The 14,770-nt window shown below is 61.5% G+C and carries 13 protein-coding genes; 5 read left to right on the forward strand and 8 right to left on the reverse strand.

All coding sequences use genetic code 11. The features are described 5' to 3' along the window. Positions 1-113 precede the first annotated feature (113 nt). Positions 114-1,331 carry an amidohydrolase family protein gene (locus KHO33_RS01075; protein ID WP_200561998.1) on the forward strand — a complete coding sequence of 406 codons (1,218 nt, stop codon included), beginning with the start codon at positions 114-116 and terminating at the stop codon, positions 1,329-1,331. Positions 1,332-1,422: 91 nt separating this feature from the next. On the opposite strand, the gene KHO33_RS01080 is transcribed toward KHO33_RS01075, so the two are convergent. From KHO33_RS01080 to KHO33_RS01100, 5 genes are read right to left on the reverse strand one after another with little or no spacing between them, the layout of a single operon-like run. Continuing rightward, positions 1,423-2,874, reverse strand: a complete 1,452-nt coding sequence (locus tag KHO33_RS01080; RefSeq protein WP_200561996.1) for an amidohydrolase family protein — start codon at positions 2,872-2,874, stop codon at positions 1,423-1,425. A 34-nt stretch (positions 2,875-2,908) separates the two neighbouring features. Then, positions 2,909-4,105 (reverse strand): amidohydrolase family protein, encoded by a 1,197-nt coding sequence (locus KHO33_RS01085; protein WP_054042841.1) that lies wholly within the window; start codon positions 4,103-4,105, stop codon positions 2,909-2,911. A gap of 5 nt (positions 4,106-4,110) precedes the next feature. Beyond that, the gene (locus KHO33_RS01090) at positions 4,111-5,589 is read right to left on the reverse strand and encodes a sodium:solute symporter family protein (RefSeq protein ID WP_054042815.1); all 1,479 of its coding nucleotides are present in this window, start codon (positions 5,587-5,589) and stop codon (positions 4,111-4,113) included. Next, positions 5,586-5,804, reverse strand: a complete 219-nt coding sequence (locus KHO33_RS01095; protein WP_200561994.1) for a DUF3311 domain-containing protein — start codon at positions 5,802-5,804, stop codon at positions 5,586-5,588. The genes KHO33_RS01090 and KHO33_RS01095 overlap by 4 nt, the downstream gene beginning before the upstream one ends. Positions 5,805-5,836: 32 nt before the next feature. Continuing rightward, positions 5,837-6,967 carry a porin gene (locus KHO33_RS01100; protein ID WP_200561992.1) on the reverse strand — a complete coding sequence of 377 codons (1,131 nt, stop codon included), beginning with the start codon at positions 6,965-6,967 and terminating at the stop codon, positions 5,837-5,839. A gap of 270 nt (positions 6,968-7,237) precedes the next feature. Here KHO33_RS01100 and KHO33_RS01105 point away from each other — a divergent pair, with 270 nt between their 5' ends. From KHO33_RS01105 to KHO33_RS01120, 4 genes are all read left to right on the forward strand, one after another. Further along, a complete protein-coding gene (locus KHO33_RS01105) occupies positions 7,238-8,119 on the forward strand; it encodes a LysR family transcriptional regulator (protein WP_093645091.1) in 882 nt (293 codons plus the stop codon). Between the two features lie 197 nt (positions 8,120-8,316). After that, complete coding sequence (locus KHO33_RS01110) at positions 8,317-9,042, forward strand: haloacid dehalogenase type II (RefSeq protein WP_200561990.1); 726 nt, start codon at positions 8,317-8,319, stop codon at positions 9,040-9,042. Positions 9,043-9,146: 104 nt separating this feature from the next. After that, positions 9,147-9,872 (forward strand): haloacid dehalogenase type II, encoded by a 726-nt coding sequence (locus KHO33_RS01115; RefSeq protein ID WP_200561988.1) that lies wholly within the window; start codon positions 9,147-9,149, stop codon positions 9,870-9,872. 41 nt (positions 9,873-9,913) lie between these two features. Next, positions 9,914-10,408 carry an Lrp/AsnC family transcriptional regulator gene (locus tag KHO33_RS01120; protein WP_054042820.1) on the forward strand — a complete coding sequence of 165 codons (495 nt, stop codon included), beginning with the start codon at positions 9,914-9,916 and terminating at the stop codon, positions 10,406-10,408. 95 nt (positions 10,409-10,503) lie between these two features. Here the strand turns inward: KHO33_RS01120 and KHO33_RS01125 are convergent, their stop codons facing one another. The 3 genes from KHO33_RS01125 to KHO33_RS01135 form a co-directional block, all read right to left on the reverse strand. Beyond that, positions 10,504-11,826: an NAD(P)/FAD-dependent oxidoreductase gene (locus KHO33_RS01125; protein ID WP_200561986.1), complete on the reverse strand. Its 1,323-nt coding sequence runs from the start codon at positions 11,824-11,826 to the stop codon at positions 10,504-10,506. Continuing rightward, positions 11,826-13,118: an NAD(P)/FAD-dependent oxidoreductase gene (locus KHO33_RS01130; RefSeq protein ID WP_200561984.1), complete on the reverse strand. Its 1,293-nt coding sequence runs from the start codon at positions 13,116-13,118 to the stop codon at positions 11,826-11,828. The genes KHO33_RS01125 and KHO33_RS01130 overlap by 1 nt, the downstream gene beginning before the upstream one ends. 73 nt (positions 13,119-13,191) lie before the next feature. After that, the gene (locus KHO33_RS01135) at positions 13,192-14,760 is read right to left on the reverse strand and encodes a DUF3138 family protein (protein WP_200561982.1); all 1,569 of its coding nucleotides are present in this window, start codon (positions 14,758-14,760) and stop codon (positions 13,192-13,194) included. Positions 14,761-14,770: the final 10 nt, after the last annotated feature.

Raw genomic sequence — 14,770 nt, forward strand, 5'->3', positions numbered from 1 at the left:
GTCCGATATGGTTCAACGATCCATTCCCCACAGGACCATGCGGCGCAACGAACGCAACCCGATCAGGGCGTGCTGGATGAGTGCTTGAGTCCTGATTTGCAGAGGCCAGAACCATGTTCGACCGCGTATTCGTCAATGCCGTAGACGCCGACGGCAACCCGCTCAATCTCGCCGTGCGTGAGGGGCGCTTTGCCGCCATCGGTCCGGAACGTCCCGCGATCGACGGCGCGGAAGTCGTCGATCTGGCCGGGCACCTGGTGTTGCCCGGTTTCGTCGACGGACATATTCACCTCGATAAAAGCTTTGTTGGAGATCGCTGGCGTCCTCATCGTCATGTCACGAGCCTGCGTGAGCGTCTCGCTATCGAAAAGCAGGAACTGGCAAGCGCCGGGCCTATCGTCGAGCGTGCCGACGCGCTGATCCGCCAGGCCGCGTCGTTCGGCACCATTGCGATGCGCAGCCATGTCGACGTCGATGCGACGACGGGTTTGACCAACCTGCACGCTGTGATGGAAGCGCGCGAGAAATGGCGTGGCGTGGTGGATATCGAACTCGTTGCGTTCCCGCAGGCGGGCGTCGTGTCGTGTCCGGGCACCGCGGAGGTGCTCGATGCAGCCGCCCGTGAAGGCGCACAGGTGGTGGGCGGAATCGATCCGACAACGTTGGATGGCGACGCCGATGGCCAGCTCGATATTGTCTTCGGCATCGCTGAAAAACGCGGCGTGAAAATCGATATTCACCTCCATGAGCCGGAGCAGTTGGGGATCGATCAACTGCACCGCATTGCCGCGCGTACCCGTGCATCGGGGTTGAACGGCCGGGTGTCGGTGAGCCACGCCTACGGGCTCGGCGACGTCGCACCCGAGGTGGTGGAGCGTGTCGCCGCCGCGCTTGCGGAAGCCGGCGTATCGATCATGACGAATGCGCCAGGCGACCGAGCGTTCCCGCCGATCCTGCAATTGCGCGCAGCCGGAGTGCGTGTGTTCACCGGTAATGACAACATTCAGGACGCGTGGTGGCCATATGGCAACGGTGACATGTTGCAACGAGCCATGCTTGTTGGTTATCGCTCCGGTTTTTATACGGATGAAGAACTGGGCGTTGCGCTTCACATGGCGACGGAAGCGGGCGCCGCGGTGCTGGGGAAAAGCGGCTACGGATTGAAGGTCGGCAATGAGGCGACGTTTGTCGTCGTGAAAGCGCCGAACGCTGCTGCTGCGGTTGCTGCAGTACCGGCAGATCGTGCCATTGTTCGAAGCGGACAATTCTGGGGCGATTCGTCCCGTTTGCTGTTCAAGGTCACGACGGTGGGCCTAGGCTCGGCAGGCTGAGGCTGAGGCTGAGGCTGAGGTTGTTGCCCGGCACGAAGCCGGTGTCTGGCGCGGCTTGCGTCGCTGCAAGCCGCGCTAGCCGCGTCAGCCATCAATAATGACTACGTCGCCACAACGTAGACGGCGTTTCCAGCAGATGACGCAGCCCTGCGCGATCGAACGCACGATCCGCAGCCGCCTGTACGCGCTCCAGGATGTCCCCTTCGTCGACCGACAGCACCCGGTAGTTCTCCATCAGAACTTTGCCGCCAACCATCGTCATGCACACGTCGCCGGCATTCGCGAAGCAGGTGACGCGATGAACAGGCATATTCATCGGCATGAGGTGCGGCTTGAAGAGGTCGACCAGAATGATGTCTGCCTGCTTGCCCACTTCGAGCGAGCCGAGTTGGTCATCGAGCGACAACGCTTTGGCGGCGTCGATCGTGACCATTTCGAGCACCTTGCCGTGCGGCAGGACGTCCGGGTCACGAAAATGTCGACGGTGGTAATGCATGCATTGCCACATGTGGCGGAACATGTCGTAACCGCGATCGGGCGCAGCGCCATCCGAGCCGATCGCCACCGTCACGCCGGCATCGATGAGTTCCGGCACCGGGCAACGCCCGATGATCGACATGATCGCACTCGGGTTGTGCACGATCGAGGCGCCGGTCTCGACACACGCCGCGATATCCTCGGCGGTGAGATCGATGGCGTGCGACATGAACGACTTCGCGTTCAGCAGTCCCAGCTCGCGATGCGCGAAATCGAGCGAACCGGCGCGATGGCCGTCCTGCGTCAGACTTAGACTGCGGTCGCGGGCCAACGCTGTGTAGCGCTCGGCCTGAAGCCGCACGCTGGGTTCGTGTGCCGCGTGCTCGGGATAGTGCTGCGGGGCGTAGACGGGCAGCGTCAACGCGATCTGAATGCGGCCGTTGGCGTCGCCATGGCATGCGTCGATGATGTCTTTGCAAACCTCATACATCTGCGCGAAGTCGACCTCGCGCGTCACGCTGCCATTCGCGCCGTGCCGGGTGTAGGCGCGCGGTTCGGGTGGCCGCGACGGACCGACCGCGACGATCGAGCGGGTGCCCGTTCTGACCACCGCGTCGCAGTGACGCCGCGCATACACGGGGTCGTCGACGCGCATGATCGAGTCGCCGCCGCCGAGCAGCGATACACCCGTCGTCACGCCCGCCTTGAGGCGCTCCAGCGCCGCAAGATGCGATTCCATTTCCCAGAACGTTTCGTCCGAGGCGCGCGTATAGATTGCCTCGCACGCCGCCGACCATGCATCGCCGTTTGCGCCGCCGATCGTTCTGAGCATCGCGTGCCCGGCATGGGCGTGTGCATCGATCAGGCCTGGCAGCACCGCTTTGCGGCGGGCGTCGATTACGCGGTCTGCCTCGTATTGCTGCGCAAGCTCGCTTGTCTCACCGACGGCGACGATGCGGTCCCCCTTGATAGCCACTGCACCGTCTTCGATGACGCGGCGCGCGGCATCGATTGTGATCACGCAGCCGTGCTCGATGAGTATGTCGACCTGTTGCTTATCGTTCATATGAAAATTTTTCTTGTGAAGTGCTCACGCGCGGTTACACGGCGTCGACCAGCTCGCCGTTGCGCGCGACGATGCGTCCGTTTGCGATAACCAGCTTGCGCTTGGGCCGGGCAACCACAGCATGCGCGACGCACTCGGCATCGACCAGCACGAGGTCCGCGCGTGCACCGACATGCAGGCCATAGTCGGCGAAACCGCAACCGCGAGCGGCAGCGTCGCTCACGCAGTCGAAGGCAATCGCGAGATCGTCGTCGCGCCGCAAGTCGTAGCGCATGCCGATCAACATCGCACGCTCCAGCATGTCCGGCACGCCATATGGCGACCAGGTGTCGCGAATGCCATCGTTGCCGCCGAAGATCGTGATGCCTTTGTCCCTGCAAACTTTCAGCGGCGGAACGGGACGAGACGGCGGCGCGCTGGTCAGAAGCGCTACACGCAAATACGAGATCCGTTCGAGCAGCGCGTCGCGTTCACGTTCGGGCAGTGCGCCCAGGCAAAATGCGTGGCTGACGACGATCTGCCCCTGCATGCCCATCGCTGCAACGCGATCGAGCAGCAGTTTCAGCGTGAACGCGCCGACTTCACCGGGTTCGTGCAGATGGATATCGATCGGCTTGCGATAGCGTTCCGCCAGCTCGAAGGTCGCGTTCAACGACGCAACGGGATCGCCGTCGATCAACGCAGGATCGAGCGCGCCGAGAACATCGGCGCCCGCAGCGAGTGCGCTGCCTAGCAGTTCGACCGTACCGGGACGGATCAACATCCCCGATTGCGGAAACGCGACGATCTGCATGTCCAGTACATCGCGCATTGTCTGCCGCGTGCTGAGCACGCCTTCGACATAACGCAGCCCCGCATCGGTATCCACGTCGACATGGGTACGCAGGCGCGTCGTGCCTGCCTGCACGAATGCCCGAGACAACGCGAGCGACTGGCTGGCCGCATCGTGCCCCGACGTCTTGCGCCATTCGCGCTCGTTGCTGATCCGGTCGGTTAATGCGGGTCCGACCTCGTTGCGATACCACGAGCGGCCCCAGTGGCTTTTGTCGATGTGCGTGTGCCCTTCGACGAAACCCGGCAGCAGTAATGCGCCGCCACCGTCTTCGGCCAGCACGCCGGGTTGTGCTTCGACATGCGGGCCGAGCGCTGCGATGCGGCCGTCGGCGATAGCTACGGAAACCGCCTGGCCGTCAGCCAACCGGACGTTGGAAAGAAGAATAGAGCGAGTCATAGTGGTCATGCCGATTCAACGGAAGTGGCGATACGGCCCCGCAGCGCGCGCTGCGCGGCGCTGATCGCGATGAACACCACGGCATTGGCGAACAGCGCGACGAGGCCCGTATTGATGGAGGTGAAGGCGATCGGCGCGGCCGGGAAAACAGTGGCGAGCGTCATGCCGCGCCAGTTCGCCAGCGCCAGCACGATGGCGCCCGCGAAGATGCCGCCGAACGCTGCTTCCCGGGTGCCGAATGGGCGCTTCAGGAAACTCGAGGCGAGCATGGGTACGAGTTGCGTCAAGAGGCTCGACGAGAAGATTGCGAGAGCAACGAAGTTCGACCCGCCACGCAGAACAAAGTAGACGACAACCAGCGTAAACAGCGGCAGCGCGATGCGTGCGACGCGCCCGACTTGCCGGTCACTCGCCTGCGGTGCGAAACCTTCGCGATAGATGTTGCGGGCAATCATCGTCGACGCATTGAGCATGATCAGCGAGCCTGGCACCAATGCCGTCAGCAGACCGGCGCCGCCAACGATCCCGACGAACCACGACGGGAAAGTCTGCTTCACGAGCCGCAGCAGCGCGAGATCGGTTTGCGCGCCTTCGAGCCCATGCACGGTCAGCACCGCGGCGAATCCGACGAGGAACAGGAACGCGATCAACACCTGGTAGATCGGCATCAGCATGGTGTTCTTGCGCAGCGCCGACGCATCGCGTGCCACGTAGACGGCGGTGAAACCATGAGGATACAAGTAGTAGCCCAGCGATGTCAGCAGCAGTGTCGAGTTGTACCAGCTCAGATTGAAACCGTGCTCCGGCATGCGCAGCAGTTCCGGATGGACGGCGTCGATGCGCGCGAACATCTCGCCAAAGCCGCCGAAGTAGTGCAGCGGCAAATAGGTGCCGAGAAAAATCGCGAGGCCGAGGATCAGCACATCCTTGAAGATCGCAATGCTGGCCGAACCGTGGATGCCGGAGACGCTCATGTACAGGACCATCAGCGTCGCGCTGATCCAGATGGCCGTTTCCTGCGAGATCAGGCCATACGACATCTCGGAGACGATAATGCCGAGACCGCGTAACTGGATGATCAGCAGCGACACCATCGCGAAGACAGCCACCACCGACACCAGCACGCCGATCGCGCGGCTGTTGTACTTCGAAGCGAAATAATCGGCGAACGACACGAGGCCGCGTTCCTTCGCATAACGCCAGATGGCGGGCAGCATCCAGTAACCGAACACGTACGCGAGGCAGCCGTACGACAGGATATAGAACGCCGGCACGCCCTTGCTGTAGGTCCAGCCGCTCGCGCCGAGAAACGAGAAGGTCGAGAACGCCTCACCCGCCATCAGCAGGAAGGTGAGAAGCGACCCGAAACCGCGCCCGCCGACGGCCCATTGTTCCAGGCTGAACGTCTTGCCGCGCCGCGCGTACAGGCCGACTGCCAGCGCGAAGAGGGCAAACAGAACGATGATGACGAGTGCCGGGTTCATTGCCCACCTCCCGTCTGTTCCGCCGCTTGCGCCGCTTCGTCGCGTGTGTCGAGGAAATAGATGATGGCGAGAATGACCGCCGTTGCCGCCATCCAGAACAGATTCCAGACGAGCAGAAACGGCAGGCCGAACAGGAGCGGCGTACCGGCGGCGAGAGAGCCGCCCGAATAGATGCCGATGAATGGCAGCGCGGCCAGCAGAAAGCGAAGTTTCATGAGGTTCTTCCCGAGGTGTCTTGCGTATGCCGTCAGAACTTCTGACGCAGGCCGGCGACGAACGCCAGTTGTGAAGTCGTCGACGAGGGCGCTGCGAGGCCGTCGATCCACGCATGACCGATACGCGACGAGGCGTTCTGATAGAGGCCGTTCACATACACGTCGGTACGCTTGGACAACAGGTACTGGAGACCGGCCGAGGCCTGGTGATAGTGTCCGCTGGCGTCGCCTTGCGACACCTGGGTGTACGTGTAACCGGCGGCCGCGATCAGCGCGGGCGTCAGCGCATAGCGCAGGCTGCCCTCGTAGTTGCCGAAGCGCAGGGCGCCACCCGCCGCCATGTTGAAGTCCGTGCCCGTGTAGAGCAGCCCCAGCGTGGCGGGCCCGATGGCGTAGGTTGCGCCCGCGCCCCAGATCTGTTGACGCGTCGCGGCGCCGAGATGTGTGCCGAATACGGCGGCCGATGACGCAAAGTAATTGTCGGATGCGACCGCGCCTGCCGTGCTGCTGGCGGGCTGATTCATACGCGCGTACGCCGCGCCGGCATTGAGCGGGCCGTGCGTGTACGACACACCCGCGCTCCAGCTATTGTTTGCAGCGAAGCCGGTTGCGTTCGAAAAGCCGTACATCAGGTTCGTTTGCAAGCCGGCGATGGTCGGCGAGACGTATTTGACCGCGTTGTTGGTGCGGAACGTATTGTTGATGTCGTCGTTGTCGAACGGGTGAGTCGAATACTGGACTAGCGTATTGCTGATCTGGATCGAGCCAAGAATGTCCTGGACGGTGTTGTACTGGCGGCCTAAGGTCAGCGCGCCCAGCTTGTCGCCGCTCATGCCAACCCATGCCTGCCGGCCGAACATCCGGCCGCCCTGGCCGGCCGCGCCGTTTTCGAGGTTGAAGCCGTTTTCCAGCCGAAAGTTCGCCTTCAGGCCGCCACCCAGATCTTCCGTTCCGAGCATCCCCCAGCGCGGCCCGGACTCGTTGCCGGCCGTGGCCTGCCATGCCGAATGGCCTTGCTGGTTGTTCGTGTAGGTCACGCCCGAATCGACGATTCCGTACAGCGTGACGCTGGACTGCGCGCCTGCCGTGCCCACGAGCATCATGCCTGCGCCGATGCCCGCGAATGACTTCTTCCAACTTTTCTTCAACTGCGTTTGCTGCATGCCTGTCTCCGGGTATGTGTCTCGTTGTGGCGCTTTTTTTCTGCCGGCACGGCGGCGTCGCGCCGCGTTGCGCCCACATTCGAGTTTTTTGTCTGATGTCGACGCGGAGTAATCGGCCGTCGAGTGGCCACCGCTTCGACATCGCTTGATGTTATCCACGTCACCCAATATTCAAAAATTAAATGTTCAAATGCATATCAGTGCGAAATCGAATAGTATTGATTAGACGTATGCCGTTATCCGGCTTTGCGGCGTCTGATTGGAGGCTCAATGAAACCCAACGCCAAAGCGCGTACACCGTTGTTCGATCTGGATCTGCTGAAGGCCATCGTCATGGTGGCCGATTGCGGCACCTTTACTGCGGCTTCCGCACGGCTTCATTCCACGCAGTCCACCATCAGCCAGAAGGTGCGGCGTCTCGAGGATATGGCGGGGCACAAGCTGCTCGAGCGCGGCAGCCGCGACGTGAGTCCGACCGATGCCGGCGAAACCTTGCTCGCCTACGCGCGCCGCATGCTTGCTCTCAACGATGAAATGATTGAAGCGCTGTCGGGCGCGACGGTGGGGCTGACGGTCCGGCTGGGCGTGCCGGAAGATTTCGTCGGCGGGCCAACAACCCATATGCTTGCCGCGTTCAACCGCAAGCATCCGCAGGTCAAGCTGGAAGTGACCAGCGGATTGAGTCGCGACCTGAGCAATAGCTACGATCGCGGCGATCTGGATCTGATTCTCGTGAAGCAGCGACGCAATAGCCGCGAGGCGGTTGCGTGCTGGCCGGAGCAATTGAGGTGGATCGACAGTGCGAAGAACCCTTCAATCCACCTCGATCCGATTCCGATCGTCGCGTTTCCGCCGCGCGGGTTATACCGTGACGACATGACCAACGCGATCGAAGGACTCGGGCGCCGCTGGCGGATGAGCTTTATCAGTTCGAGTTTGAGCGGAATCCAGGCGGCCGTTGCCGATGGTCTCGGAATCAGTTTGCTGCCCGCGCGCGCGGTGCTCGCGGATCACGCCGTGCTGACGTCGAAGAGCGGGTTGCCTTCAATCGAGACTATGGATATCGCGCTGCTGCATCGTCCGACGGCAGATGCCGCAGTTAAGGAGCTCGCGCGTGCGTTGTCGCGGATGTTTGGGCCGCAACGGCGATAACGTCTGCTTGGGTGCCTGCAGCAAGGTATTCAGCGATCGCCGTTTGCTAACATGCCAGGCAGAAGCCAGCAGCAGATTCTGCTGTTGGTGTGCGGACGAGCAACAGAGATTGCCGATGCGGTGGACAACATAAGTAACGGTTGCTGGGCATGCCCAATAGACTATGTCTAGCTCACCAACCAACAGGAGGCGTTACTGTGAAACTGACCGACTTCGATACACTGACCTTCGATTGCTACGGCACGCTCATCGACTGGGAAACGGGTATTTTCGAGGGCTTACGTCCGCTGCTCGAACGCGTCAACCCACCGCTGACGCGGGATCAGGTTCTTGAAGCACACGCACGTCATGAGTCGTCGCAGCAGACCTACACGCCGGCGAAGCGTTACCAGGAACTGCTGCCGATCGTGTACAAGCGACTCGCCGAGGAATGGCAGGTGCCTTTCACATACGAGGAGTGCCTCGCCTACGGCAAGTCCATACGCAATTGGCCGGCATTTGCGGACTCGGCGAACGCGCTGCAGTATCTGAAGAAGCACTACAAGCTGGTCATCCTGTCGAACATCGACAACGACAGCTTCACGTACAGCAACGCGAAGCTTCAGGTCGAATTCGACGCGATCATCACCGCAGAGGACGTCGGCTCGTATAAACCGTCGCCGCGAAATTTCGAGTACATGCTGGAAAAGCTCGGTGAGCGCGGCATCCGGAAGGAGAAGATCCTCCACACCGCCGAGAGTCTGTTCCACGACCACAAGCCCGCGAACGCGTTCGGGCTTGCATCGTGCTGGATCTATCGCCGCCATTCGCAAACCGGTTTCGGTGCGACGATGAACCCCGGTGAGCAACCCACCGTGAACTTCCGCTTCAACAGCATGGCCGAATTCGCGAAGGCTCACCAGGAAGCGCTGCTGGAGAAGTAAGTAGTCGATAGGTTTACCGGCCTTAGTGCCGGTTTGATTTGCCGCGCCGGTGCGGGCGCGGCGAGTTCCGCGCAAGCCGGAACACCCCAGTTAAGGAGCCCTTCATGCGGCTGACGGATTTTAAGGCCCTGACGTTCGACTGCTATGGCACCCTGATCGACTGGGAATCGGGCATCGTCGCGGGGCTGTCGGCATTGGTCTCATCGCTTGACCCGCCACCGACGCGCGACCAGGTGCTGGAAGCGCACGCCCGCCACGAGTCATATCAGCAGAACGCTACTCCCGACATGCCGTACAACCGGCTGCTCGAGGTGGTCTACAAGCGGCTCGCGGAGGAGTGGGGCGTCAGCTACACGCGCGAGCAGGCGGAGGCCTATGGTCGTTCGGTGCGCAATTGGCCTGCGTTCCCGGATTCGGCAAGTACGCTGCAGTATTTGAAGAAGTACTTCAAGCTGGTCATCATATCGAACGTGGACAACGAGAATTTCACATACAGCCGCGCCAGGCTGCATGTGCCCTTTGACGTCGTTGTCACGGCTGAGGATGTGGGAAGCTACAAGCCGTCGAGCCGTAATTTTGAATATATGCTCGACGTGCTGTCGACACTCGGCGTGCGTAAGGACGAAATCCTGCACGTTGCGGACAGCATGTACCACGATCATGAGCCGGCCAACCGGTTGGACATCCGTTCATGCTGGATTCATCGGCGCTTCGAGCAGCGCGGGCTCGGCGCGACGATGCGCACATTCGCGGAGCCTTCTGTCGATTTCAGGTTCACCAGCATGGCGCAGTTCGTCAAGGCGCATCACGAGGAGCTTTCCCGCGTTTAGCGGGAAAGCCGGTTCGCCAGCCGATTCGAGAACAGAACGATATGAGCAACCGACCAAAACTCGACCGGATCGACATCAAGATCCTCGCCGAATTGCAGAGGAACGGCAACATCACCAACGCGCATCTCGCGGCCGCCGTCGGTCTCTCTGCGAGCCCGTGCCTGCAGCGCGTCAAGCGTCTTGAATCAACCGGTGTGATTTCGGGCTACGGTGCGCACGTGAACGTCGCGAAAGTGACCAGCATCGTGTCAGTGTTCACGGAAATCATGCTGCATGACCATCGGCGCGAGGACTTTGTCCGTTTCGAGGCGAACGTGCGCGATATCGACGAAATTACCGAATGTCACCTGGTGAGCGGTGGGTACGACTACCTGCTCAAGTTTGTCGTCAAGGACATCGGTCACTACCAGGAAGTGATTGAACGCCTGCTCGACCGCAATCTCGGCATCGAGAAGTATTTCAGTTACATCGTGATCCGTTCGCCATTCGTCAAGCACGGAGTGCCGCTCGACAAGTTGCTGACAGATGACGACTGAAGCTACGTCATGATCGTGGTTGGAACACTGGACGATCTCCCATACAAAGGGTTCAGGCGGCGCGAGAGGACAACAATCGGCGCCCGAAAGCCTGCCTAAAACAACTCCAGAATCCGGTGATACATCATCCCGAGTTCCAGCGCCGGCCCGCGCAATGCCGGCCCACCCGGAAAGCGCGCATGCCGCAGTTGCGCGAACAGATCGAAGGCCGCGGTCTCACCAGCCATCGCTTTAGCAATCACGCGCCCGGCAATGCCAGTCAACGCCACGCCGTGACCTGAAAACCCCTGCACGTAGAAGTAGTTCGGATCGATCGAGCCGAAATCGGGCGCACGATTGCGCGTTACGTCGACAAAACCGCCCCACGCATAGTCGATTCGTACATCGCCTAGCTGCGGGAACACGTCGATCATGCGCTTGCGGATTTCCTCGCCAAGTTGCACGGGCGACGCGCCGGTCGAACTCGCGCGTCCACCGAACAGCACGCGATGATCAGCCGAAAGACGGAAGTAGTCGAGGAAGAAGTTGTTGTCGCAAATCGCCTCACGTCCTTTGATCAACGCATCGGCGCGTGCCTGACCGAGCGGTTCCGTGGCGACAATGTAAGAGGCAATCGGCGCAATGCGTGCGGCCACCGGCGCCGGTAACACGTCGCCGATCGTGGCATTGCCGCATGCCGCGACGAAGCGGCAGCGTACCTCGCCATTGGCGGTCCGCACGACAGGCCGTGCATCACGCACGACTTCGATCACCGGCGAATGCGCGAACAGCTGCGCGCCTTCACGACGTGCCGCATCGGCGAGACCGAGGCAGTATTTGAGCGGATGCAGATGACCGGAAAACGGGTCATAGACGCCCGCCAGATAACGTTTCGAAGCGACCCGAGAACGCACTTCATCGGTATCGAGCCACGAGAGTTTCGTATAGCCCCAGCGTTGCGAGGCCGATTCCATCCACGAACGCAAATCCGGTACACGCTTCGGTTTGGTGGCCACCGTCAGATAGCCGGAGGTGAAATCGCAATCGATGCCGTAGCGTTCGATGCGCTCGCGCACCAGAGCCACGCCTTCCACGGACATCGCCCACGCGGCGCGTGCGCCGTCGAGCCCGAGTTGCCGTTCGATGATCTCGTCTTTCGCGAAACCCACCAGCGTCTGGCCACCGTTGCGGCCCGACGCGCCCCAACCGGGACGATGCGCATCGAGCACCACCACTGACAATCCGCGCGCCCGGCATTCCAACGCCACCGACAAACCGGAGAAGCCCGCGCCGATCACGCAGACGTCGGCCTCCAATGTGCCGTCGAGCATCGGATCGTCGGCTGGCGGCCGCGCGGCGCTCGCCTCGTAATAGGAGTTGGCGATCAGCGCATCGGCGCGGTGGTCGAGAGTGTTGAAGCCGGGAGTCGGTGCATTCATCAAAGCAGGTCCTTCATTCGATACCAGGCCATCGCAAGCACGAGGGCAGGGGTGCGCAGTGTAGCGCCGCCGGGGAAGTCGCGGTGGCGAATCTTGTCGAACAGATCGAAGCGCGACGCCTGACCGTCGATCGCTTCGGCGATCAGCTTGCCCGCGAGCCCAGTGGTGTTCACGCCGTGGCCGGAGAAACCCTGCGCAAAATACACGGTGGGCGATAGCCGGCCGAAATGCGGCGCGCGATTCATCGTAATGTCGACGAAACCGCCCCACGCATAGTCGATTTTGACATCGTCGAGTTGCGGGAAGGTCTTCAGCATATCGCGGCGCATTGCTTCGCCGAGATTGCGTGGCGCGAACGTCGAATAGCTGACTTTGCCGCCCCACAGCAAGCGATTGTCCGGGGCAGGCCGGAAATAGTCCAGCACGAAGCGGCTATCGCACACGGCCGCTTTCGCCGGCATCAGCGCTTCGGCGCGATCGGGGTCGAGCGGTTCGGTGGCGATCACGTAGGTGCCCACCGGCATGATCTTGCTGGCAAGATCCGGCGCGAGTTGGCCGAGATAGGTATTGCAGGCGAGCACGACGAATTGCGCATTGACCTTGCCACGCGCGGTTTCGGCCACATGCCGGCCGTTTTCCTCGCGCAACGCGGTGACGCAACTGTCTTCGAAGATCTGTACGCCGGCCTCGCGTGCCGCGCGCGCCAGACCGAGCGTGTAATTCAACGGATGCAGATGGCCGCTGTCCGCATCGAACAATCCGCCGAGATAGCGCTGCGATTGAACATAGTTGCCGACGCCATCGGCGTCGACATAGCTGAAACGGTCGTAGCCGAAGCGCCGTTGCGCTTCGTCGCGCCATTTCTGAAGTGCATCCGTATCGCGCGGCTTGTTCGCCGCGGTCAGGTAACCGATGGTCAGGTCGCAGTCGATCTGATGCTTCGCGACGCGTTCCTTGACGATATCCAGGGTTTCGAGCCCCATGTCCCAAACACGCTTCACGTCATCCGCGGGCATGAACTTCGCGAATGTGTCGATATCGCAGGCAAAACCGCCGATCAACTGGCCACCATTGCGGCCGCTCGCGGCCCATCCGACTTTCGATGCTTCGAGCACCGCGACCGAGTGACCGCGTTCGGCGAGATTCAACGCGGTCGAGATGCCGGTGAGTCCGGCGCCGATCACGCAGACGTCGACGTTAAGCGTTTCTTCGAGGGGAGGGTGGCGAGTGGTGTCGTTAGCGGTTGCTGCGTAATACGAGGCGACGTGAGGCTGGTTTGAGAATCGGAGCATAGGCAGAGCATGCAGAAGAGGCCTTGGCGCGTGGCCCGCGGTAAAGCCGGGCCACGCGATGAGGCGGGTCGTGTTAGAACGAGTAGATGAACTGCGTTGCGAGCAGGTCGTTGGACTTGCCGTACGAGCCGTCGTTCTTCAGGAACACCTGTTTGTTCGCCCAGTCGTGGCGGTATTCCACCTTGACCGTGATCTGCTGGGTCGGGTAGAACAACAGATCGAGCGAAACGTCCTGACGGGTGGCGCCCTTGCACTCGAAGCCGAGACCGCCGTTGGCCTTCGAATTGGCGAGGCAGTCCGCGCCGATACCGAAGCCGTCAGCAGTGTCCATGCCGTTCGAATTCAACGCGATGCCACCACCGCCGCCGCCATTCTTGCTGTCGACGAGCAGGTCGTAACGGGCGGTCACGCCCATACGGCCTACCACCGGCAGCGAGAACTTGCGGTGCGCGAGCAGCGACAGGCCGTACCACTGTGCCTGGCCACCGTTGTACGCGGCATTCTGCTGCTGGCCGTAGTCGAGTTCGGCGTTGTACTGCACGTCGGCGAGGGTGTAGGTCAGGTCGGCTTCGGTGAAGAAGAACGTACCGCCCGAGCTCGGCGCCTGGCCGCCTACGCCATAGCTGACTACACCGTTGCTATCGATCGCGCTAGCCAAGGTCTGACGGCCGATGTTGAACGAGCCACCCACATCCAGCGCGCTCGACCACGTGTAGTCGACCCGTCCCGTGAGGGTCGGGATCTTGTTGCTGGTCGTGATCGGATCGCCCAGCGCGTTGGTCCCGACCTGCGTCGTCGCGCCGAACGTGCGGTACTGCTCGTTGCCGAGGAAGAACTTCCACGCCCAGTTACCCGTCGCATAGTTCGCGCCGATACCGATGTAGCTGCCCGGATCCGAGAAGTCATACAGCAGGTTGTGCGTGAGCGTCAGCATCTGGTTCGATTGCTGCACTTCGTAACCGCCGAAGCTCGGAATCAAACCGGCCACGAGGGTCGTGGTCGCCGTCAACGGGACGTTGACGACCGCCGTGTTCAGGATGTTGTTGCCGATATTGCCATGCTCGTTTTGCAGCAGCGTAATACCGTTACCGCGGTTAGGCATCAAAGTGATTTCGGCCGACGGCGCCATCGGGCCGACACCGAAGGTCTTCTTGATGTCTAAGTACAGATCGCCGAACGTGCTGTTGAAGTAGTTGTAGCTACTTTCATGGTTCGCGAACAGGAACGACGAGCTGCTCTGCGCGCGGTTATACATGTAGGTCGGATCGATATAGCCCGTCACCGACAAGCCGGCGATCGGCCCCGTGTTCGCGGCGTCCACCAGCGAGTCGACCTTCAACTGCTGGTTGGCGATCTGTTGCTTCATCGAATCGACCTGGTCGTTGGTCAGCGTCGCCTGCGCCTTGCCGTAGTCCGGCGAGGAGATGTCGACCGGTGCCGCCACCACAGCCGGAGCCGGTGCCGCGGTGGCTGCTGCGGCCGCCTTCGGCTTGGACGCTACCTCGGAACGCAACTGCTTCACCTCCTTTTGCAGTGCGTTGAGCTGGGCCTGTAGCGCCTTGATCTGGTCGCTGGTGGCATCTGCCATGGCAAAGCCTGGCAAACTCCCCGCCACCAACAGACAGATGAGCTTCTTTCTCATGCAAATTCTC

This window comes from Paraburkholderia nemoris, assembly GCF_905221015.1.
Lineage (GTDB): Bacteria > Pseudomonadota > Gammaproteobacteria > Burkholderiales > Burkholderiaceae > Paraburkholderia > Paraburkholderia nemoris.

Bases quoted from the DNA above. Each gene is read 5' to 3' on its own strand.
- KHO33_RS01135 (WP_200561982.1), bottom strand. From the start codon at position 14,760: ATGAGAAAGAAGCTCATCTGTCTGTTGGTGGCGGGGAGTTTGCCAGGC.
- KHO33_RS01090 (WP_054042815.1), bottom strand. From the start codon at position 5,589: ATGAACCCGGCACTCGTCATCATCGTTCTGTTTGCCCTCTTCGCGCTG.
- KHO33_RS01075 (WP_200561998.1), top strand. From the start codon at position 114: ATGTTCGACCGCGTATTCGTCAATGCCGTAGACGCCGACGGCAACCCG.
- KHO33_RS01130 (WP_200561984.1), bottom strand. From the start codon at position 13,118: ATGCTCCGATTCTCAAACCAGCCTCACGTCGCCTCGTATTACGCAGCA.
- KHO33_RS01120 (WP_054042820.1), top strand. From the start codon at position 9,914: ATGAGCAACCGACCAAAACTCGACCGGATCGACATCAAGATCCTCGCC.
- KHO33_RS01105 (WP_093645091.1), top strand. From the start codon at position 7,238: ATGAAACCCAACGCCAAAGCGCGTACACCGTTGTTCGATCTGGATCTG.
- KHO33_RS01085 (WP_054042841.1), bottom strand. From the start codon at position 4,105: ATGACTCGCTCTATTCTTCTTTCCAACGTCCGGTTGGCTGACGGCCAG.
- KHO33_RS01115 (WP_200561988.1), top strand. From the start codon at position 9,147: ATGCGGCTGACGGATTTTAAGGCCCTGACGTTCGACTGCTATGGCACC.
- KHO33_RS01095 (WP_200561994.1), bottom strand. From the start codon at position 5,804: ATGAAACTTCGCTTTCTGCTGGCCGCGCTGCCATTCATCGGCATCTAT.
- KHO33_RS01100 (WP_200561992.1), bottom strand. From the start codon at position 6,967: ATGCAGCAAACGCAGTTGAAGAAAAGTTGGAAGAAGTCATTCGCGGGC.
- KHO33_RS01125 (WP_200561986.1), bottom strand. From the start codon at position 11,826: ATGAATGCACCGACTCCCGGCTTCAACACTCTCGACCACCGCGCCGAT.
- KHO33_RS01080 (WP_200561996.1), bottom strand. From the start codon at position 2,874: ATGAACGATAAGCAACAGGTCGACATACTCATCGAGCACGGCTGCGTG.